The 18708-nt window shown below is 41.7% G+C and carries 19 protein-coding genes and 5 tRNA genes; 12 read left to right on the forward strand and 12 right to left on the reverse strand.

Going from position 1 to position 18708, the window contains the following annotated elements; translation table 11 throughout:
- The first annotated feature begins 1 nt into the window (after position 1).
- The 3 genes from PF027_RS08020 to PF027_RS08030 all read left to right on the forward strand — a co-directional run bounded on the left by PF027_RS08020 (position 2) and on the right by PF027_RS08030 (position 1396).
- Positions 2–532, forward strand: coding sequence for an ester cyclase (locus tag PF027_RS08020; protein ID WP_270871330.1), 531 nt, complete (start codon positions 2–4; stop codon positions 530–532).
- 19 nt (positions 533–551) lie between these two features.
- The gene (locus PF027_RS08025; protein ID WP_270862665.1) at positions 552–938 is read left to right on the forward strand and encodes a cupin domain-containing protein; all 387 of its coding nucleotides are present in this window, start codon (positions 552–554) and stop codon (positions 936–938) included.
- A gap of 113 nt (positions 939–1051) precedes the next feature.
- Positions 1052–1396, forward strand: coding sequence for a phenylpyruvate tautomerase MIF-related protein (locus tag PF027_RS08030; protein WP_270871331.1), 345 nt, complete (start codon positions 1052–1054; stop codon positions 1394–1396).
- Between the two features lie 80 nt (positions 1397–1476).
- On the opposite strand, the gene PF027_RS08035 is transcribed toward PF027_RS08030, so the two are convergent.
- The 6 genes from PF027_RS08035 to PF027_RS08060 all read right to left on the reverse strand — a co-directional run bounded on the left by PF027_RS08035 (position 1477) and on the right by PF027_RS08060 (position 2683).
- A complete protein-coding gene (locus PF027_RS08035) occupies positions 1477–2016 on the reverse strand; it encodes a hypothetical protein (RefSeq protein WP_270871332.1) in 540 nt (179 codons plus the stop codon).
- 121 nt (positions 2017–2137) lie between these two features.
- Positions 2138–2225: transfer RNA gene (locus tag PF027_RS08040), tRNA-Ser, on the reverse strand.
- Positions 2226–2231: 6 nt separating this feature from the next.
- Complete coding sequence (locus PF027_RS08045; RefSeq protein ID WP_270858610.1) at positions 2232–2384, reverse strand: hypothetical protein; 153 nt, start codon at positions 2382–2384, stop codon at positions 2232–2234.
- Between the two features lie 18 nt (positions 2385–2402).
- Positions 2403–2476: transfer RNA gene (locus PF027_RS08050), tRNA-Cys, on the reverse strand.
- A gap of 18 nt (positions 2477–2494) precedes the next feature.
- Positions 2495–2584, reverse strand: a tRNA-Leu gene (locus PF027_RS08055).
- 24 nt (positions 2585–2608) lie between these two features.
- Positions 2609–2683: transfer RNA gene (locus PF027_RS08060), tRNA-Gly, on the reverse strand.
- A 115-nt stretch (positions 2684–2798) separates the two neighbouring features.
- Here PF027_RS08060 and PF027_RS08065 point away from each other — a divergent pair.
- Positions 2799–2874, forward strand: a tRNA-Ala gene (locus tag PF027_RS08065).
- A 237-nt stretch (positions 2875–3111) separates the two neighbouring features.
- On the forward strand, positions 3112–3564 hold the full coding sequence (locus PF027_RS08070) for a type II secretion system protein (protein WP_270862674.1): 453 nt from the start codon (positions 3112–3114) through the stop codon (positions 3562–3564).
- Positions 3565–3623: 59 nt separating this feature from the next.
- On the opposite strand, the gene PF027_RS08075 is transcribed toward PF027_RS08070, so the two are convergent.
- A complete protein-coding gene (locus PF027_RS08075; RefSeq protein WP_270858608.1) occupies positions 3624–4430 on the reverse strand; it encodes a transporter substrate-binding domain-containing protein in 807 nt (268 codons plus the stop codon).
- Positions 4431–4654: 224 nt separating this feature from the next.
- Between PF027_RS08075 and PF027_RS08080 the strand changes: the two genes are divergently transcribed.
- Both PF027_RS08080 and PF027_RS08085 read left to right on the forward strand, forming a co-directional pair.
- Complete coding sequence (locus tag PF027_RS08080; RefSeq protein ID WP_270877266.1) at positions 4655–5653, forward strand: putative transporter; 999 nt, start codon at positions 4655–4657, stop codon at positions 5651–5653.
- Position 5654: 1 nt separating this feature from the next.
- Positions 5655–6791, forward strand: coding sequence for an Mbeg1-like protein (locus PF027_RS08085; RefSeq protein WP_270877267.1), 1137 nt, complete (start codon positions 5655–5657; stop codon positions 6789–6791).
- 53 nt (positions 6792–6844) lie between these two features.
- Here the strand turns inward: PF027_RS08085 and PF027_RS08090 are convergent, their stop codons facing one another.
- Positions 6845–9220, reverse strand: coding sequence for a ribonucleoside-diphosphate reductase subunit alpha (locus PF027_RS08090; protein ID WP_270872611.1), 2376 nt, complete (start codon positions 9218–9220; stop codon positions 6845–6847).
- A gap of 185 nt (positions 9221–9405) precedes the next feature.
- Complete coding sequence (gene purB / locus PF027_RS08095; RefSeq protein ID WP_270877268.1) at positions 9406–10734, reverse strand: adenylosuccinate lyase; 1329 nt, start codon at positions 10732–10734, stop codon at positions 9406–9408.
- Between the two features lie 70 nt (positions 10735–10804).
- On the opposite strand from purB, the gene PF027_RS08100 reads away from it, so the two are divergent.
- Both PF027_RS08100 and PF027_RS08105 read left to right on the forward strand, forming a co-directional pair.
- Positions 10805–11710: a pseudouridine synthase family protein gene (locus PF027_RS08100; protein ID WP_270877269.1), complete on the forward strand. Its 906-nt coding sequence runs from the start codon at positions 10805–10807 to the stop codon at positions 11708–11710.
- A 199-nt stretch (positions 11711–11909) separates the two neighbouring features.
- Entirely contained in the window at positions 11910–12347 is a 438-nt protein-coding gene (locus PF027_RS08105) for a hypothetical protein (protein ID WP_270872614.1), read from the forward strand.
- A gap of 128 nt (positions 12348–12475) precedes the next feature.
- Here PF027_RS08105 and rlmN read toward each other — a convergent pair whose 3' ends face one another.
- Genes rlmN through hisF form a run of 3 tightly spaced genes read right to left on the reverse strand, consistent with a single transcriptional unit; the run spans position 12476 to position 14810 of the window.
- Positions 12476–13543 carry a 23S rRNA (adenine(2503)-C(2))-methyltransferase RlmN gene (gene rlmN, locus PF027_RS08110; protein WP_270872615.1) on the reverse strand — a complete coding sequence of 356 codons (1068 nt, stop codon included), beginning with the start codon at positions 13541–13543 and terminating at the stop codon, positions 12476–12478.
- Positions 13540–14049 (reverse strand): purine-nucleoside phosphorylase, encoded by a 510-nt coding sequence (locus PF027_RS08115; protein ID WP_333720401.1) that lies wholly within the window; start codon positions 14047–14049, stop codon positions 13540–13542. Before PF027_RS08115 ends, rlmN begins: the two co-directional genes overlap by 4 nt.
- Positions 14050–14051: 2 nt before the next feature.
- Entirely contained in the window at positions 14052–14810 is a 759-nt protein-coding gene (hisF, locus tag PF027_RS08120) for an imidazole glycerol phosphate synthase subunit HisF (RefSeq protein WP_270858598.1), read from the reverse strand.
- A gap of 87 nt (positions 14811–14897) precedes the next feature.
- Here hisF and rsmA point away from each other — a divergent pair, with 87 nt between their 5' ends.
- From rsmA to PF027_RS08135, 3 genes are read left to right on the forward strand one after another with little or no spacing between them, the layout of a single operon-like run.
- Positions 14898–15701 carry a 16S rRNA (adenine(1518)-N(6)/adenine(1519)-N(6))-dimethyltransferase RsmA gene (gene rsmA / locus PF027_RS08125; protein WP_270858597.1) on the forward strand — a complete coding sequence of 268 codons (804 nt, stop codon included), beginning with the start codon at positions 14898–14900 and terminating at the stop codon, positions 15699–15701.
- A complete protein-coding gene (locus PF027_RS08130; protein WP_270862686.1) occupies positions 15682–17736 on the forward strand; it encodes a ribonuclease J in 2055 nt (684 codons plus the stop codon). Before rsmA ends, PF027_RS08130 begins: the two co-directional genes overlap by 20 nt.
- 10 nt (positions 17737–17746) lie before the next feature.
- Positions 17747–18706 (forward strand): KpsF/GutQ family sugar-phosphate isomerase, encoded by a 960-nt coding sequence (locus tag PF027_RS08135; RefSeq protein ID WP_270872616.1) that lies wholly within the window; start codon positions 17747–17749, stop codon positions 18704–18706.
- The last annotated feature ends 2 nt before the right edge of the window (positions 18707–18708 follow it).

Here is an 18708-nt window from a genome sequence, read left to right on the forward strand (position 1 = left end):
TATGAAAAAATTTACGATTTTTGCTGTTTTTGTGAGTCAAATTTTATGCGCTAATTCAAATTTAGCCCAAAGCTTAGAGCCAAATTTTAACCAAATTTGCTACCAAAGCAGGGTCAAATCCGAGTGCAACAAAGAGGCTATGGCGCACTTCCAAACCGCCATAAATACCGCTGATACCGCCTTGGCAGAGAAGCTAATAAACCAAAACGCTACATTTTTTACCCCAGTTTCCAAAGACCCGCTTTATGGCGGCGCAGGGTATATCTCGGTGGTAAATTTCATGAGACAAAGCTTCCCTGATATCAAATGGCAAATCAAAGATATCGTCGCAAACGACGCTGTGGTGGCTGTTTTGTGGGAGTGTAGCGGCACACACGAGAGGGGCGAATTTTACGGCAAAAAGGCGGACGGAGCGAAATTTTCGTTTAGCACGATGAATTTTTACTATTTTGACGAAAATGGCAAAATCACAAACGATGTCGCAGGCGAGGGGCTTGCGGGGCTTTTAATCGATCTTGAAATTTTAAAATAATCTTATTTAAGGAGAAAAAATGAAAAACTACACTTTTGCAAGGCTCGATAGCAACGAGCGCGTCGAGTTTAAAGAGCTTTTGGGTCTAAGCGGTTGCGAGATTAGCTTAAACACCCTGCCGGCGGGCATTAGCGTGCCTTTCGTGCATGCGCATGTCCAAAACGAAGAGGTCTATATCGTCCTTGAAGGTAGCGGCAAGCTTTTCATCGACGGCGAAGAAATCGCAATCGCTAAGGGCGATATTTTCAAAATCGATCCAAGCGGCGAACGCTGTATCAGCGCTGGCGATGAGACGATTAGATTCCTTTGTATCCAGGTCAAGGCAGGCTCTTTGGAGCAATACACCGACACCGACGGCGTTTTGCGCGAGGGGATTAAGCCAAGCTGGCTATTTAATGTAAAATAGTGGAATTTGGAAATTCCGCTTCGCAAGCTTGTAATACTGCACCCGAATTTTAAAATTCGGCGCAAAATTAGAAATTTGCGAAGCGGGGAAAATTTAAAATTTAAGGGGTTTTTATGCCGTATATCGATGCGAAATTTAGCGCGAAATTTGATGAAAAAACACTACAAAGCGTCGCGGGTGCGCTTTGTAATGCCGTAAGTGAGGCGTTTGGCAAAAAAAGTGAGAGCATAATGAGCGCGGTAGAGTGCGACAAGGCGCTTTTTATCTCGCAAAATGCGGTTGCAAATGGCGCGTATATCGCAATCTCGCTGCTAGGAATTAGCGTAGAAAAGCAAAAATGCGAGGTTTGCGTTAGGCTTGTGAGCGAGGCGTTGCGTGGCTTTGGCATAAACCCCGATGAGGTGTATGTGACATTTCACCCAATCCTGCTATGGGGCAGAGGCGAGAAGATGTTTTAGGGCGAAATGAGCTTTAAAATTTGGATTTAAATTTAGGCGAAAAATTTAGCCAAATTTCAAAATTTGGCTAAATTTTAAATTTACTTGATTTTTTCTATCTGTTCGACTAACTCTTTTGCGATTGCGACAATGGCACCATTTTCGAAATCATCGCTTCTGTTTGCGCCAGCAATCGTTTTTAGGTTGCCAAAAAATCCAGGGTTATATCGCATTTTGTTGTTTTGGGTTACGGCTCTTACGATTTCATTGTTTTTTATGATTTTGATTTCGTAAGTAAAGAAGATATTGCCGATAGAATCGGTTTTTGCAAAGGTTGCCTCCCCTACAAATTCTCTTTGATAATCTAAATCTATATGAATTTGCTCACTAGAATTTGCGTTTAAAAGATTTTTTTGTGCTAGTTGATTTTTGATTTCATTGTTTAACTTGGTTTCTACGACGCTTTTGTCTTGATAAACAACTTTTTCTGGCTGATGATTTTGTATGAAATTTAGATTTATAGCATCAAATTTATACACGCCACTTATCGGCCGGGAGGGCGTTTGTGCGCTATTTCCCACGCAACCTGTTAAAAATAGGCTAAAAATTATAGCCAAAGCAAAAGAAAATAATTTTTTCATAAGGTCTCCTTAAAATTTTCATTAGCAAGGCAGACGCCAAGCTCTGTTTGATTTTTAAATTCGAAAAATGATTTTATCGGTAAAATTTTAAAAGAAAGTAAAAAAAATTGATTTAAAAAAGTGGCCGGGAGATAGGGATTCGAACCCCAGGAGGTGTTACCCTCAACGGTTTTCAAGACCGCCGCTTTCGACCGCTCAGCCATCTCCCGATAGAATTATTCTGTTTTTTCGCTGACCCACTCTGCGCCGTTATGAACCTTTTCCTTCGTCCATTGACCAGCGTTTTTTGAGTCTTGTTTCACGCCTTGCCATGTGTTTGAACACCCGCTAAACGCCAAAACTAAAAGTATCGTAACTATATATTTCATAGACTCTCCTTGTTGTTTTGGAAGCGACACCCGGATTCGAACCGGGGATCAAGGCTTTGCAGGCCCATGCCTTACCGCTTGGCTATGTCGCCACACTAAGCCGTTTTTGGTGGTGCCCGGAGCCGGACTTGAACCGGCACGGAAGAAAAAATTCCGAGGGATTTTAAGTCCCTTGCGTCTACCAATTCCGCCATCCGGGCACATTTTCAACACATACAAAATCATGGAGCGGGAAACGAGAGTCGAACTCGCGACATCAACCATGGCAAGGTTGCGCTCTACCACTGAGCTATTCCCGCGTCAAAAACGAAAGCTGATTTTAGCAAATTAAAACTTAAAATTTTATTTTATTTGCAAAATTTCTCTTTTTTAAATTCATTATAAGCTAAAAAGTGTAAAATTACAGAGCTTTTTGGGGTTATAGCTCAGCTGGGAGAGCGCTTGAATGGCATTCAAGAGGTCGGCGGTTCGATCCCGCTTAACTCCACCATTTTATTTTAAATCCACACTCATTTAACACTGCGCCGAATTTGAAATTTCATATATTTTATCATTGTTGGTGAAGCGAAATAAGCGTGCTAATCTAGTAAAATTTAGAGAATTTTAAAAATTTGAGAATTGAAATTTGTTTGAATTTCGCTATATTGTTTGCCCGCGATGACAAACCGGCCAAATTTACAAAATTTCATCATTAAATGCTATACTCGAAAAAACAAAAGGAAATCCTATGAAAAAAGCATTTAGTATGGTTGAGCTTGTTTTTGTGATTGTGATTGTTGGGATTTTGGTTGGCGTTGCGCTTCCACGCTTACAAGCTTCGAGAGATGATGCCTTGGTCGTGGCGGCCAAAAACGACCTAAAAACCGCACTTAGCGATGTCATCGCCTATAATCTCACGCAGGGGCGGTATTCGACCAATATCAAGGACATGACGAGCGTGGATTTTAAAAACAGCGTTTTTCGCGTGAAAAAGCGGGATTGTTTGAAGTTTATTTTCCACGGCATGAGCGTTATGGAGGTGCGGATTGATAGAGCTGGGCTGTGCGGGAGAGTGCTAGAAGGCTCTGCGGTCGAACCATACCTCAAAATGGACGCAGGAGAGCTCAAACACAGCGATAGCGTATCATATATCCCGCTGGATAGTTCGACGATTTCTGCGATAAATGGAGCGAAATTTTAGTAAAATTCTGCAAATTTCAAAATTTAATGTAAAATTTTGGGCAAATTTTGCCCAAAATTTTAGAAAAACGATTTATAAACATTGTCGAGTAGGAAGTATTTTTTATCAATCGTGCCCTTGTAAAACGGCTCAAAGGTCTCGTTATAGGCTTTTGTGAAAAATCCCTCTTTGCTCAGAGCGATGATTTGCTCGTTTAAAAATTCAAGCAAACTTGTGTTACCTTTTTGGATTGCGATTGATAGAAAAACGGTGTTGCCAAGGTTTGAGAGTTTGACCTCCATTGTGGGGTCAAAAATCGGATAAGCATAGACAAAAAGGTTGTTATTGACATAGCCGTCAAGTTCGCCATTTTTGACTTTTTTATAGCAATCGACGCTGTCGTTGCAATAAGTGATAGGAATCCCCTCTTTATTCAAAAATGCTTCGCCTGTGGTTTTAAGCAATGCGCCGATTTTTTTGCCTTTTAAATCCAAGACAGACTTGATGTCGCTACCTTTTCTGGTGAGAAGACCCAAATTTACAGTAAAATACGGAGCCGTGAAGTCGGCTAAATGGGCGCGCTCTGGCGTTACAGACACAGCGGCAACTATCATATCAGCTTTATTTTCTTGTAAAAGCGGAAAACGCACATCGTTGGTAACGCCCATGAGGCTTATGTGACCTTGTTTCTCGCCAAAAATCCTTTTTGCCAAAATTTCGGCAAGCTCGACCTCAAATCCCTCGAATTTACCATTGACAAGCTCGCCAAATGGCGGTTCAGCGTCATACACGCCGATACGGATTTCACCTCGCGCTCTAATCTCATCGAGCGAATACGAAAATGCGCTTGTCGCAAGGACAGCCAATGCCAAAAGAAACTTTTTCATGGTATTTCCTTTTTGTAGTTTTGCGCAAATCTGCGCCTGGCAAATTGAAATTTGCAACTTTTGCGGGGGGGGATTTACTCCTTTTTGATATTTTATCGCAAAGAGTAGCGAAAATTTAATTAAAATTTGATAATGTAGTTACAAATTTAATTTAAATTTTACAAAAATTCCAAAATTTAATAAAATTCAGTAAAATCACGGATTAAATTTCACAAAGGCAGGTAATGTTTTCATCGTTTTTCAAAAGTCCAAAATGGCGATTGTTGGCCTGGGGCGGACTAATTTTTATACTCGGTATTAATTTATTTCAAACCATTTTAAATGTCAAATTTAACGAGTGGTATAGGGCGTTTTACGATATGGGTGGCGAGATCGACAAGCACACGATTGATGAGTTTTATGAGGCTATGCTTTTGTTTTTGTGGCTTGCGATGTGGTTTATAGCAGCGGCAGTTTCGGAGCGCTATATCACGCGCGTATGGGTGCTAAAATGGCGAGAGGCGATGACATTTTCATACATTGGCTTTTGGCGCAGGGTAGAGCGCGACATAGAGGGTAGCTCACAGCGTATCCAAGAAGATATTTATCGTTTCACCAAAACCCTCGAAGATGTCGGCATGCGAATTGTCTATGCCTTTATGACGCTATTTGCGTTTATTCCGATTTTATGGGGGCTTAGTAGCGGGATAAATTTGCCCTTTATCAAGGATATTCCGGGCTCTCTTGTTTGGATTGCGCTAGCTGTGAGCGTGGGTGGGCTTGGCGTGTCGTGGTTCGTGGGACGCTACCTGCCACGCCTAGAATACAACAACCAAAAAGTCGAAGCAGCCTTTCGAAAAGAGCTAGTTTTTGCCGAGGAGGACAAGGCGAATTACGGAAGCGAGGAGAAACTCATTTCGCTTTTTGACAAGCTTAAATTTAACTACCACAAGCTATTTTTGCACTATTTGTATTTCGATACTTGGCTTCACACTTACTCGCAAATCCTTGTCATCGTGCCATATCTCATCATGGGGCCAGGGCTTTTTACCAAGGTAATCACGCTTGGCGTGCTAATCCAAACGGCAAATGCCTTTAATAAAGTGCGCCAAAGTTTTAGCGTATTTACGGAGAATTGGACGACGATAACCGAACTTCGCTCAATCCACATGAGGCTTAGCGAGTTTGAGAAAAACATAGGATATGATCCAAAACTAGCCTTACAGGCTGAATTTAGGGCGTAAAATGGCGAATATCAACGACTATCTTTTTTGGCGCGGGGATTTGAAATTTAGCGAGCGTAAATTTAACGAGCTAGACGCGCTTGTTTTGGCGAGATTTTCGTATTTGCCGTTTCATAAAATTTCACTTTGTAGTGGCGGAAATTTGGGTGAAATTTGCGAAAATTTGGCGAATTTAAGCGATGATGAGTTTTTGTGGGAGGGCGATAAAACACTCGCGCTAAATTTAGCCCAAAGCGCGCGTTTTGGGGATTTGCGCGTAAGCGATATAGAGCGAGATAACGACAAAGAGGCAATCAGGCAGTTTGGCGCGCTGTGTATTCATTTGGGCGTGGAAGAAATTTTTGTATCGTTTATCGGCACGGATAATTCGATTTTGGGCTGGCAAGAGGACTTTAACATGGCGTTTTTAAAAGAGCTTCTTTGCCAAATTTCAGGGCTTAAATATCTAGAAAAAATCGCGCAAAAATATCCGCATGCGCGCCTTAAAATCGGCGGACACTCAAAGGGCGGAAATGTGGCGATTTACTCGGCGCTTAGGGCAAATCCCGGCGTGCATGGTCGCATAATAAAGGTCTATAACTACGATGGACCGGGGTTTTTGCCGGAATTTTACGAGCAAAATTTGAGTGGCGAAATTTTATCAAAAATCCAAACCTATATCCCAAATGAGAGCATTATCGGAAATCTGCTAAGCCACAAAGAGAGCATAAAAATCGTGCAATCAAGCGCCAAACTTGTCTTTGCGCACGATATTTTTAGCTGGGAGGTGGGCAGGGGGGATTTTATCTACGCCGAAAATCTTAGCAATTCGAGCAAGATTATTGATAAGACTTTGAGCGATTTTATGCAAAATACTACCGCCACTCAGCGCAAAATCGCAATCGAGGCGGTTTTTGAGCTATTTAATGCGACTAGCCTCGACACCTTCGCGCAAATCCCGCATAACCTGCCACTCGCGGTGCCTCAAATTTTGCAAAAATACAAAACGGTTGCAAAAGATGATAAAAAAATGATAGCAAATATGCTTTTGCAAATCGTCTCTGCTTACCTCGAAAATCTCGCCAAGCACACGAACGATAAAATCAAGGATAAAAGGCAGTCTTATAAAGATAAATTCAAGGGAAAATGGCAAATTTAGGCTAAATTTGGCGAAATTTTAAAATTTCGCCAAAAGGTAAATTTAATTGTGCGTTATTGGCAACCTTCGCACTCGATACTTCTGTCTGCGACATCGGAGTTGAAATCATCTGTCGATGGACTTTCGCTCCTTAGATAATATGTCGATTTAATGCCAAGCTCCCACGCAAGGGTATAAATGTCATTTAGCACCTTACCGCTAGCCTTATCAAGCGTGATAAAAATATTTAGGCTTTGACCTTGATCTATCCATTTTTGGCGGATTGCACCTGCTTTTATAAGCAGCCTTTGATCTAGCTCGTATGCCGGAACATAGGCTTGCCAAGTATCGGGGCTTAGATTTGGCACGACCACAGGAATCATACCGCTTAGGTTGTGTTCGAACCATTTTCGTTTATAAACAGGCTCGATAGTCTGCGTCGTGCCTACTAAAATCGAAATCGATGAAGTCGGCGCAATCGCCATTAAATAGCCGTTTCTCATGCCGTCTTTTTTGACTTTTGCGCGAAGTGCGTCCCAGTCGCAAGAGTTATCTTCAAAAAGCCCCCCACGACCGACCAGTTTTTTAGCATTTTCGTTTGCTAAATCGATTGGGAAAATTCCTTGCGACCATTTTGAGCCCTCAAATTCAGGGTATTTGCCCTTTTCAAGTGCTAAATTTGATGAAGCGTAAATGGCGTTGTAGCTTATGTTTTCCATGATTTTATCTATTGTTTCAAAATGCTCGTAACTACCCCAAATAATGCCCTTTTCTGCAAGCATTTGCGCTTCGCCCATTACGCCTAAGCCTATGGCGCGAGAGCGTAAATTCGTGCGTTTTACCTTTGCGTGTGGGTAAAAATTTAGCTCAATTACATTATCTAGCATTCGCACGGCTATCGGCACGACGCGTTTTATGTCTTCTTGGGTGTGAATTTTGCTTAAATTCAGACTTGCGAGATTACAAACTGCCGTTGCGCCTTCATCTACGCCCTTTTCGACGATGAAAATGTCTTTGCCGCCAATTGTATCAAGTGCCGTGATTTTTTTGGCTTTTTTGGTGATTTTGCCATTTACGACGACTTCTTCATTTTCTTCGAAAAGCTCTTCGCTTCCGTCAGCGTAAATCACTTTTGTTTTGTAGTGATTTGGCTGTGTATTTTGGAAAATTTCGGTGCATAAATTCGAGCTTCGAATTAGCCCTTTGTGCGAATTTGGATTAACCCTGTTTGCGTTATCTTTAAAGCACAAAAACGGCATTCCCGTCTCAAAATAGCTAGTTAGGATTTTTTTCCAAAGCTCTTTTGCTAGAACGGTTGATTTGCTGATATTTGGGTCGTTTTCGTAGGCGATATATTTTTGCTCAAATTCTTCGCCCCATACATCGCACAAATCAGCCACATCGACAGGGTCAAAAAGCGTCCATTTTTCGTTATTTGCTAGGCGTTTCATAAACAAATCGTTTATCCACAAAGCAGGGAAAATTTCATGCGCTCTGCGGCGTTCTTCGCCTGAGTTTTTACGCAAATCCAAAAAGTCGTTTATATCCATGTGCCACGGCTCGATATACACGGCGATTGCGCCTTTTCTGGTGCCTAGTTGATCGACCGCAACGGCTATGTCGTTTGTGATTTTTAAGAAAGGTATTATGCCGCCTGCGGCGTTTTTGTGCCCGTCGATACTACCGCCCATGGCTCTAACTTTGCACCAGTCCCAGCCGATACCGCCACCGAATTTCGATAAAAGCGCCATTTCTTTGTAGCTATCAAAAATCCCTTCGATATTATCAGGCACAGAACCAACATAGCAAGAGCTTAGCTGGTGCCTTGTAGTTCTTGCATTTGAGAGTGTCGGAGTGGCTAACATGACTTCAAATTTGCTTATTAAATCGTAGAATTTTTTCGCCCAACTTTGGCTATCTAGCTCATTTTGCGCCAAAAACATCGCAATCGCCATAAACATGTGCTGTGGAAGCTCAATCGGTTTTGCTTGCCTGTCTTTTATGAGATAGCGATCATAAAGCGTTTTAATGCCAAGATAGGTAAATTGCAAATCGCGCTCTGGCTTAATGTAGGCGTCTAGGTCGTCTAAATCGTATTTTTCTTTTAGTCCTAGCATGATGCGACCCTCGCTCTCACCGCGCTCAAAGTAGGTTTGAAGCGATTGATAGCCGGTGAAGCCAGATACTTTGTGATACAAATCATAAAGGAAAAGTCGCGCTGCCACAAATGTCCAGTTTGGGCGGTCTATGTCGATTTTATCGACGGCGGTTTTGATAAGGGTTTGCTGAATTTCCTCTGTGGTAATCATATCGCGAAACTGAATTTTCGCATCGACTTCTAGCTCGCTAAGGCTGACATTTTCAAGCCCCGCTACCGCGTCCCCAGTGAATTTTTTGATTTTTGAAATATCGAGTTCTTCGGTTCTACCGTTGCGTTTAATTACTTTCATTTTTGCGTCCGTTTCTAAGAAAAAATAATTGTGCGATTGTATCTTTTTAAAGCTTATGATTTAAGAAAATTTATCAAAATTTAGCTTTGGAGTTTTGCTAAATTTTTAGTTAAATTATTATGGGAAAATTTGGGTGTTTTTTGATTTTATGACAGAAAATTTAGCCCAATATGGGCTAAATTTATTTACCCAAACACCCTAGCGAAAATTTTATCCACATTTTTTGTGTAATAATTGTAATCAAAGCAAGATTTAATCTCATCTTCACTCAAAGCTTTTCTTAGGTCGTCGTCGGCGAGTAAATTTTGCAAATACAAACTTTGTCCGTTTTCATCGATAGCTTTTTTGCCTTCTTGCAGGTCAGCCCAAACTTTCATCGCATTTCTTTGCACGATCTTATAGGCATCTTCGCGGCTCAAACCTTTTTTAGGAAGTTCCAAAAGCACCCTTTGAGAAAAAACTAGTCCGCCCGTTAAATTTAGATTTTTCATCATATTTTCAGGATAAACGACTAAATTTTCGATCAAATTTGCAAGGCGATTTAACATAAAATCAGCCGTCACAAAGCCATCAGGCAGTATAAATCTCTCAACCGAACTATGGCTAATATCTCTTTCGTGCCACAAAGCGACATTTTCCATAGCAGGTATCGCCATACTTCGCAAAACCCTGCAAAGCCCCGTTACATTTTCGCTAAGCACAGGATTTCGTTTGTGTGGCATAGCTGAGCTTCCTTTTTGTCCGGGAGCAAAATACTCTTCGCACTCATAAACTTCGGTTCTTTGGTAGTGGCGGATTGCCACGGCGATTTTCTCGCAGCTTGAAGCCAAAATCGCTAGTGCGTTCATCACTTGCGCGTAGCGATCTCTTTGTATGACTTGATTTGACGCCGGAGCTGGTTTTAAGCCTAGATTTTGGCAAACTAGCTCTTCAAGTTCTAATGGAGCGTGGGCGAAATTTCCCATTGCACCGCTGATTTGACCCACACTTATGACGCCATAAGCGTGTTTTATAAGCTCTAATGCGCGGTTAATTTCATCATGCCAAATCGCCAAAACTAAGCCAAAAGTTATCGGTTCGCCGTGAATTCCATGGCTTCTGCCGACCATAAGCGTATTTTTGTGTTTCATCGCTTGATTTTTGATTGCTGATTTTAGGGCTTCGATGTCAGCGATAATCAAATCCAAGCTATCTTTTATCTGCAACGCCACAGCCGTATCGATACAATCGCTACTTGTCATACCATAATGCACAAATCTGCTCTCTTCGCCCAAGCTCTCGCTCACGCTGGTTAAAAACGCAATCACATCGTGCTTTGTCGTTTTTTCGATTTCGTCTATGCGTTCGACGCTAAATTTAGCGTTTTTGCAGATTTTTTCGCAATCATCATCCGGGATAAAGCCGAGCTTGTTCCACGCTTTAACTGCGGCGAGTTCGACTTTTAGCCAAGCGTCGTATTTGGCAAACTGCGTCCATTTGTCTTTCATAATTTTTCGTGCGTATCGCTCTACCATTTTTGTGCCTTTATTTGAAATTTGATATAATCCAAAATTATATTAAAAAAGGGCTGAAAAGTTAGTTAATATGGCGTATGAGAAATTTAGTTTAGGCGAATTTAACGGACGGCGAATTTTTGAGATTTTGCTGGGTTTGGGACACGATATGAAAGGCGCTCAAAGGCTGTGTGATAAGGGCAGGGTGCTGGACGGCTCTGGCGTGGTAATGGCAAAAAACAGCGTGGCAAATGGCGAAATATTTTTGATAGATTATAAATGTGAGCCAAAGGGAGTGCGCGCGATTTTTGAATGCGAAGAATTTGGGGTTTTTGATAAACCTAGCGGAGTGCTTTCTCACCCAAACGGCAGGCATTGCAAATATTCACTTTATGATGAAATTTGGTCGCTTTATGGTCGCTCTGCGGCGGTCGTGCATAGGCTCGATAAAGAGACAAGCGGCGTGATACTGGTCTCAAAAAATTTGGTTAGTTTAAATGCGTTAAAAATGCTTTTTGAAAATAGGGCGGTGAAAAAATCATATTTTGCTTTGGCGAGCGGGAGAGTGGAGCGAGAATTTGTAATCGATGAGCCAATAGGCGAGAGTTTGGAAACTGACGAAGTAATGATTAAAATGCGAATTTGCGAAAACGGCAAAAAAGCGATAACTGAGATTTATCCGATAGAATATTTTAGCGAATTTAATGCGACTTTGATTCGAGCCGTGCCGCTGACGGGAAGACAGCACCAAATTCGTTTGCATTTGTTTCATGTGAAACACAAAATTTTAGGGGACCCGCTTTACGGCACAGACACGGCGACTTTTGAAGCGATTTTGGACGAGAAATTAAGCGTGAGTGAGCGGATAAATTTAACAGGCGCTTCTAGGCTTTGTCTGCATGCGGCAAATTTGAGTTTTGAATTTAACGGACAAATTTACGATATTCAAACGAAGGCTGATTTTAAAAGCGAGTTTTTGAAAGCGTTAAAATTTTGAAACAAAAGAGATATAAAAATATTGCTTCAATAAATTCTGTATTTATTACAAATTCCTAAATTTGATAAACTGATTGGTATTATGAAAAAACGGTAGCTAAACCAGCTAAAATTTGCAAATTTAAGCAAATTTTAGGGGGGGGGGGGGTAGAATACGGAAATTGAATTGTGTCAAATAATTTTATTAAAAAGGATTTTCTATGAAAAAATCATATTTTATTTATGGAGCAGTCTTATCTTTTGTTTTGGTTGGTTGTAATTATACTCCGCCACCGAAACACTCAGACATATATTTAAATGATGAAGCTAAAAGCGTTTTACTTAGCGAAGGAACTATGGTAAATTGTCGTGTATTAGGACAGGTTGAAGGTAAAGATGAAAGATATAAAGGAGAATATCCGCCTGCGATTTACACGCAACTTGATGAAAATGCAAAAAATGATTTGAGAAACAATGCTTCTGTGTATAATAAACAAGATAGATTGATAAGCGTTAGAATTTTAAATAAAGAAATTCATTGCTTTGACCCAAGACTTGGCTGGACAAATTGCAGTAGCGCATATATGAAAGCATACCCTAATAGTGCAGTAAAATATGTAAAATATAAAGGTGAAATTTTAGATTGTGGTGAAAGATAAATTTAAAAATTTGCGAATTTTTATTTTAGAATTCGCAAATTTACTCTTTTTTTTCATTTAAAACTACATAAAAAATTCCACAAATGCCGATTATAGCGACGATTGCGATAAAAACTACTTCGATTATATCAAGGGCGGTCATTTTTGCTTCTTTCTTTGAGTTGTCCGCACGCAGCACTTATGTCAAGCCCCTTGCTTTGGCGAATCGTGCAGGTTACGCCATGCGCACTGAGATAATCTTGGAATTTCACCATATTTTCGGTGCTTGGGCGCAGATACGGGCTTCCTTCGTGTGGGTTAAAATATATCAAATTCACCTTTGCTTTTATGCCGTGAAGTAGCTTCACAAGGGTTTTTGCGTCGTTTATGCTATCATTTACGCCGCCCATTACGAGATACTCGAACATCACTCGTTTTCGCATATCTATGGGGAAATTTCGCACGGCGTCCATAACCGAAGCTATGTTGTAGGCTTTGTTTATCGGCATTAGCTTGGCACGAAGCTCATCGGTTACGGCGTGAAGCGAAATGGCAAGTAAAACGCCCAGATCCATTTCACCCAGCTTTTTTATCTGTGTAGCTAGACCGCTCGTGCTGATAGTCTGACGACGCGGAGCAATCGCTAAGCCGTCATTTTCTTTTAAAATTTGCACAGCTTTTGAGACATTTGCTAGGTTGTCAAGCGGTTCGCCCATACCCATATATACGACATTGACGCGTCTTTCGTAAGGGATTTGGTTTGCGATTTTTATGTATAAAATTTGCCCGATGATTTCACCTGCTGTGAGATTTCGCACAAATCCGCCTTTGGCAGTTAGGCAAAACGCACAGCCCATTTTGCAACCTACTTGCGAACTAACGCAGATTGTGTATCTTGCATGGCGTGAAATTTTGCCGTTTTCATCGGCGACTTCGTCTTTCATAGGAAGCAAAACGCTTTCTATGGTTTTGCCGTCTTTTAGCTCGAAAAGATATTTTTTGCTTCCGTCGATACTCTCTTCGCATTTTGCGCATTTTACGGGGTCTAAATAGAAATTTTCGCTTAAATTTGCTCTTAATTCCTTTGGTAAATTTAGCATTTCATCGAAATTTTTAACACCTTTTTTGTAAATCCACTCGTAAATTTGCTTGGCTCTAAATTTTGGCGTTACAAGCTCGGATAGTTCATCAAGTGTGAAATCTAGGATATTTTTCAAATTATTCCTTTTTGTTTTAAGTAATTTTCTAAAATTTCTTTGGCTTTTGCGTGATTTTTCAAAAAATCTGCGTGTGCGTTTTGGTTGCAAAAATTCGTCGCGACGAAAATTCCGCGAGCTGGGATTTTGAAACTTTCGGCGACTTTGACGACAGAGTAAAATTCCATATTTTCGATTTTGTAGCCGAGTGTGGCGAATTTTTGCGCGCAAATTTCATCTGTGGTGATGAAATTTGATGAGTTACAAAATGTTTCATATGAAACATTTGGGTCAAAAATCGGGCTGTATGAATAGCCTAAAATCTCGGAAATTTCGTGGTTTGTGGCCGTTTCGCATTCGAAAATATCAAAAATTTTACCTTCATTATACAGACCGCAACTCCCTACAAACAAAATTTCGCTATGTTTTTCGCTTGCTAAAATTTTGGTTAAATTGATAGCACAATCCACGAGCCCCACGCCGACAGCGCGCGCGAAGTCGAATTCTTCGCCGTTTCCTGCGCACACTATCAACTTCGAACCCTTATGCCGTTTTGCAAAAGATAGGCTTTTAAATCTTTGATTTTTATCTCGCCGAAGTGAAAAATACTCGCTGCGAGTGCCGCGTCAGCCCCACACTCAAAGGCTTCTTTAATATGCTCCATATTTCCTGCACCGCCACTTGCGATGACGGGGATTTTTAGCATTTTGCTAATTTTGCCCGTAACTTCCAAATCAAAGCCGTTTTTGGTGCCGTCGCAGTCCATAGAAGTGAGCAAAATCTCCCCCGCACCGCGGTTTTGCACTTCCTCTGCCCACGCATAAGCGTCCAGGCCAGTATCCTCTCTGCCACCTTTGACAAAGACATTGTAGCCCTCACCAGTTCGTTTGACATCGATTGCCACGACGACGCATTGAGAGCCGAATTTTTTCGCCGCTTCGTCGATTAAACCTGGGTTTGCGATAGCCGATGAGTTTAGGCTAACCTTGTCGCAACCCACATCCAAAAGTCGCGAAATATCGTCGATTTTGCGGATTCCGCCACCTACGGTTAGCGGGATAAAAAGCTGTTTTGCCACGCTTTCGACCACATGCACGATAGTGTCGCGGTTCTCAAAACTAGCCGTAATGTCTAAAAAACAAAGCTCGTCCGCACCCTCGTCGTTATAGCGTTTTGCGATTTCGACAGGATCGCCTGCGTCGCGTAAATTTACGAAATTTACGCCCTTTACCACGCGTCCATTTTGCACATCTAGGCATGGAATTATTCGTTTTGCAAATGTTTTCAAAATTTTGCCCTTTAAAATTTTTGTAAATTTTAGCCAAATTTCGCTTATATAACCATTTTATAAGTAAAAATTGGATAAAATCTCTCGATGATAGTTGCAAAGAAAAAATTCGGACAAAATTTTTTAAAAGATAGTTTGATTTTAGACAAAATTATCCAATCGATTCCCAAAAATGCTGAAAATATCGTAGAAATTGGGCCTGGCTTGGGTGATTTAACTCGTAATCTTTTAAAGAGTTATAAAGTAAAAAGTTTCGAAATTGATAATGATTTATATCAGATTTTGTGCCAAAATTTCGCCACAGAGATAAAAAACCGCGATTTGGAGCTGGTTTTGGGCGATGTTTTGGAAATTTGGGAAAATTCTCTTAGCGAAAAACCATATTTTTTGGTTGCGAATTTGCCGTATTATATCGCGACAAATATAATCCTGCGAGCCATTGAAGACCCGCTGTGTGAGGGTTTGGTCGTAATGGTGCAAAAAGAGGTAGCGCAGAAATTTTGCGCAGTTTCTGGGAAGCGGGAATTCGGCGCGATTTCGGTTTTGGCTAGCCTTTGTGGCGGGGCGCAGTATCTTTTCGAGGTGCCTCCACACGCTTTCGAGCCAGCTCCGAAGGTCATTTCAGCCGTGATGAGGATAGAAAAGACGCGCAATCCTTTCCAAAGCGTGGAGCAAAAGCGTGAATTTGAGGCGTTTTTGAGAGTGTGTTTTGCCTCTCCTAGAAAAACACTAGCCAAAAATCTAAGCGCAATCGCGTCCAAATCAGATATAACCCAAATTTTCGAAGAACTAGAAATTTTTGAAAACACAAGACCGCACGAGTTAAATTTCGCCTTATTTTTAGATATTTTTAAAAAATTAAAGGTGAAAAATGGAAGAGAAAAAAACTAACAACCAAGCGCAAAACTCTGATTTTACAGGCCCTGAGCGCTTAAAAAAGGTAAATAGACGCCGCAGACACAGGGAAAATTTAAAAAAATCGTTTGATGAGAGCAAAAATCAAAAAGACGAGCAAAAAACCCCAGCAAACGAAAACAAAAAAAATAAAAAATCAAAAAGCGAAAAAGCGCAAAATCTATCCAGCGAAACAGCCGCGCAAAGCCCAAATTCAGAGGAGGGCGCCAAAAAGAAAAAACGCTCCAAACGCAAAACAAATATGCCAAAAAGCCTAACCGGTACCGAGCCGTGGCATGTGGCTATGGACGAGGCAATCGCAGCGAATAAGGCCATGCACGAAGCAAGGCTCTATCCACTAAAAAATGCGAATTCTAGTGAAACTATCCGCATAACTCCGCTTGGCGGACTTGGCGAGATTGGCGCGAATATGACGATTTTCGAGACCGCTACGAGCGCGATTATCGTCGATGTGGGTATGAGTTTCCCTGATGATAATATGCCCGGCGTGGATATTTTGATCCCTGATTTTAGCTATGTTCGCAAGATCGCTGATAAAGTCAAAGGTATCATCATCACGCACGCGCACGAGGATCACATTGGCGCAATGCCGTATTTTTTCAAGGAATTTCAATTCCCAATCTACGCTACGCCGTTGCCTTTGGGTATGATTTCAAACAAATTTGAAGAGCACGGCTTAAAGGCGGAGCGAAGCTATTTCCGTCCGGTGCAAAAGCGCAAAATTTACAAAATCGGCGATTTTGAGGTCGAATTTATCCACATAACACACTCGATTATCGACGCTAGCGCGCTTGCGATTACAACAAAGGCTGGCACGATTATCCACACGGGCGATTTTAAAATCGACCACACCCCAATCGACGGCTATCCGACCGATTTAAACCGCTTGGCGCATTATGGCGATCGTGGCGTAATGCTACTGATGAGCGATAGCACGAATTCTCACAGAGACGGCATTACCAAATCCGAAAATTCGGTAGGCAGGACATTTGACGGCATTTTTGCTAGCTCGAAAGGGCGCGTGATTATGAGCACATTTAGCTCAAATATCCACCGCGTCTATCAGGCGATTGAGCGCGGTGTGAAATACGGCCGCAAGGTCTGCGTGATAGGGCGAAGTATGGAGCGAAACCTATTTACAGCAATGGAGCTAGGCTATGTCGAGCTTGATCGTAAAATTTTCATCGATCCAGATGAGGTCAGCAAATACCCTGACAATGAGGTTTTAATCGTAACCACAGGCTCTCAGGGCGAGACTATGAGCGCGCTATATCGCATGGCCACAGACGAGCATAAATATATAAAAATCAAACCCACAGATCAAGTCATCATCTCGGCAAAAGCAATCCCTGGTAACGAAAACAGCGTCTCAACCGTGCTAAATTTCTTACTAAAAAGTGGCGCAAAGGTGGCGTATCAGGATTTCAGCGAAATCCATGTCAGCGGACACGCTGCCCAAGAGGAGCAAAAACTAATGCTTCGCCTAATCAAGCCGAAATTTTTCCTGCCTGTTCATGGCGAGTATAACCACATAGTCAAACACCGCGAAACTGCGATAGAATGCGGGATTGATGAGAAAAATATCTATTTGATGAACGACGGCGATCAAATGGAGATTTGCGAAAAATACCTAAAACGAGTCAAAACCGTCAAAACTGGCAAGGTTTTCATTGACAATCAAATCAATAAGCAAATTTCCGATGAAATCGTAAAACACAGGCAAAATTTGGCCGACGCTGGCGTGGCTGTAATCATCGCTCAAATCGACAAAACAGCCAAAAAGCTTATCAAATCTCGCGTCATTACCTACGGGCTTGTCGCAGAGTCGCAGACATCTGCCTTTACCAAGGATATGGAGGGCTTAATCGAGCAGTTTTTGGCAAATATGAAAACCGAAATTTTGCTTGATAACCGCGTGTTAGAGTCGCAAATCCGCCAAGCCGTGCGAAAGCATATTTTTAGAAAAACGAAAAAATATCCGACAATCGTGCCGGTTATTTACCTAATGTAAGGGGCATTTTATGGGCATTTTAGAAAACGCAAAAGAGGTTTTAAGGCTCGAAGGTAGCGAGCTTTTACGCCACGCAGAGCTTATCGGCGATGAAATCGAAAGAGTTGTAAATTTGATTTTAGAGTGCAAAGGCAAACTCATCGTTACAGGCGTGGGAAAAAGTGGTCATATCGGCGCGAAAATCGCTGCGACTTTGGCAAGCACAGGAACGCCTAGCTTTTTCATGCACCCCACAGAAGCCCTGCACGGCGATCTTGGCATGGTAGGCAAAGATGATTTGGTTTTGGCTATTAGTTTTAGTGGCGAGAGCGAAGAGTTGGTGCGAATTTTGCCCCACATTAAGCGATTTGGCGTAAAAATCATCGCAATGGCAAGTAATAAAAATAGCTCTCTTGGGCGAATAAGCGATGAATTTATCAGCCTAAAAATCGAAAAAGAAGCGTGTCCGTTAGGAGCCGCGCCTACGGTTTCTACCACGCTAACACTTGCACTTGGTGATGCGTTAGCAGTGTGTTTGATGAGTGAGCGAAAATTTCAAAAAGAAGATTTCGCAAACTTCCACCCGGGCGGAAGTCTTGGCAAACGGCTATATCTAAAAGTTAGTGATGTCATGCGAACTAACGATTTGCCGATTGTTAGCGAGAGTGTTAGCCTAAAAGAAGCCATAAATGCGATGACGCACGGCAAACTAGGCACCGTTTTGCTAACTAACACTAACGGCAAACTAACGGCGATTTTAAGCGACGGAGATTTGCGTAGGGCTTTGATGAGCGAGAATTTTAGCCTTGAAGAAAGCGCGATTAAATTTGCCACAAAATCGCCAAAAACCATTGAAAATTCGCAAATTTTAGCTTCCAAGGCGTTAGAGATGATAGAAAATTTCAAAATTCAGCTTCTTGCCGTTACGGACGAAAACGGCACCCCAATCGGCACCGTGCATATCCACGACCTTAAAAACATAGGGCTGTAAAA

Origin of the sequence: Campylobacter sp. VBCF_01 NA2, from assembly GCF_027797205.1 — a bacterium.
GTDB lineage: Bacteria > Campylobacterota > Campylobacteria > Campylobacterales > Campylobacteraceae > Campylobacter_B.

Bases quoted from the DNA above. Each gene is read 5' to 3' on its own strand.
- PF027_RS08070 (WP_270862674.1), top strand. From the start codon at position 3,112: ATGAAAAAAGCATTTAGTATGGTTGAGCTTGTTTTTGTGATTGTGATT.
- PF027_RS08020 (WP_270871330.1), top strand. From the start codon at position 2: ATGAAAAAATTTACGATTTTTGCTGTTTTTGTGAGTCAAATTTTATGC.
- rsmA (WP_270858597.1), top strand. From the start codon at position 14,898: ATGATAGTTGCAAAGAAAAAATTCGGACAAAATTTTTTAAAAGATAGT.
- PF027_RS08090 (WP_270872611.1), bottom strand. From the start codon at position 9,220: ATGAAAGTAATTAAACGCAACGGTAGAACCGAAGAACTCGATATTTCA.
- PF027_RS08085 (WP_270877267.1), top strand. From the start codon at position 5,655: ATGGCGAATATCAACGACTATCTTTTTTGGCGCGGGGATTTGAAATTT.
- PF027_RS08080 (WP_270877266.1), top strand. From the start codon at position 4,655: ATGTTTTCATCGTTTTTCAAAAGTCCAAAATGGCGATTGTTGGCCTGG.
- PF027_RS08025 (WP_270862665.1), top strand. From the start codon at position 552: ATGAAAAACTACACTTTTGCAAGGCTCGATAGCAACGAGCGCGTCGAG.
- PF027_RS08130 (WP_270862686.1), top strand. From the start codon at position 15,682: ATGGAAGAGAAAAAAACTAACAACCAAGCGCAAAACTCTGATTTTACA.
- PF027_RS08135 (WP_270872616.1), top strand. From the start codon at position 17,747: ATGGGCATTTTAGAAAACGCAAAAGAGGTTTTAAGGCTCGAAGGTAGC.
- PF027_RS08035 (WP_270871332.1), bottom strand. From the start codon at position 2,016: ATGAAAAAATTATTTTCTTTTGCTTTGGCTATAATTTTTAGCCTATTT.
- purB (WP_270877268.1), bottom strand. From the start codon at position 10,734: ATGGTAGAGCGATACGCACGAAAAATTATGAAAGACAAATGGACGCAG.
- PF027_RS08030 (WP_270871331.1), top strand. From the start codon at position 1,052: ATGCCGTATATCGATGCGAAATTTAGCGCGAAATTTGATGAAAAAACA.
- PF027_RS08075 (WP_270858608.1), bottom strand. From the start codon at position 4,430: ATGAAAAAGTTTCTTTTGGCATTGGCTGTCCTTGCGACAAGCGCATTT.
- PF027_RS08100 (WP_270877269.1), top strand. From the start codon at position 10,805: ATGGCGTATGAGAAATTTAGTTTAGGCGAATTTAACGGACGGCGAATT.
- PF027_RS08105 (WP_270872614.1), top strand. From the start codon at position 11,910: ATGAAAAAATCATATTTTATTTATGGAGCAGTCTTATCTTTTGTTTTG.
- PF027_RS08045 (WP_270858610.1), bottom strand. From the start codon at position 2,384: ATGAAATATATAGTTACGATACTTTTAGTTTTGGCGTTTAGCGGGTGT.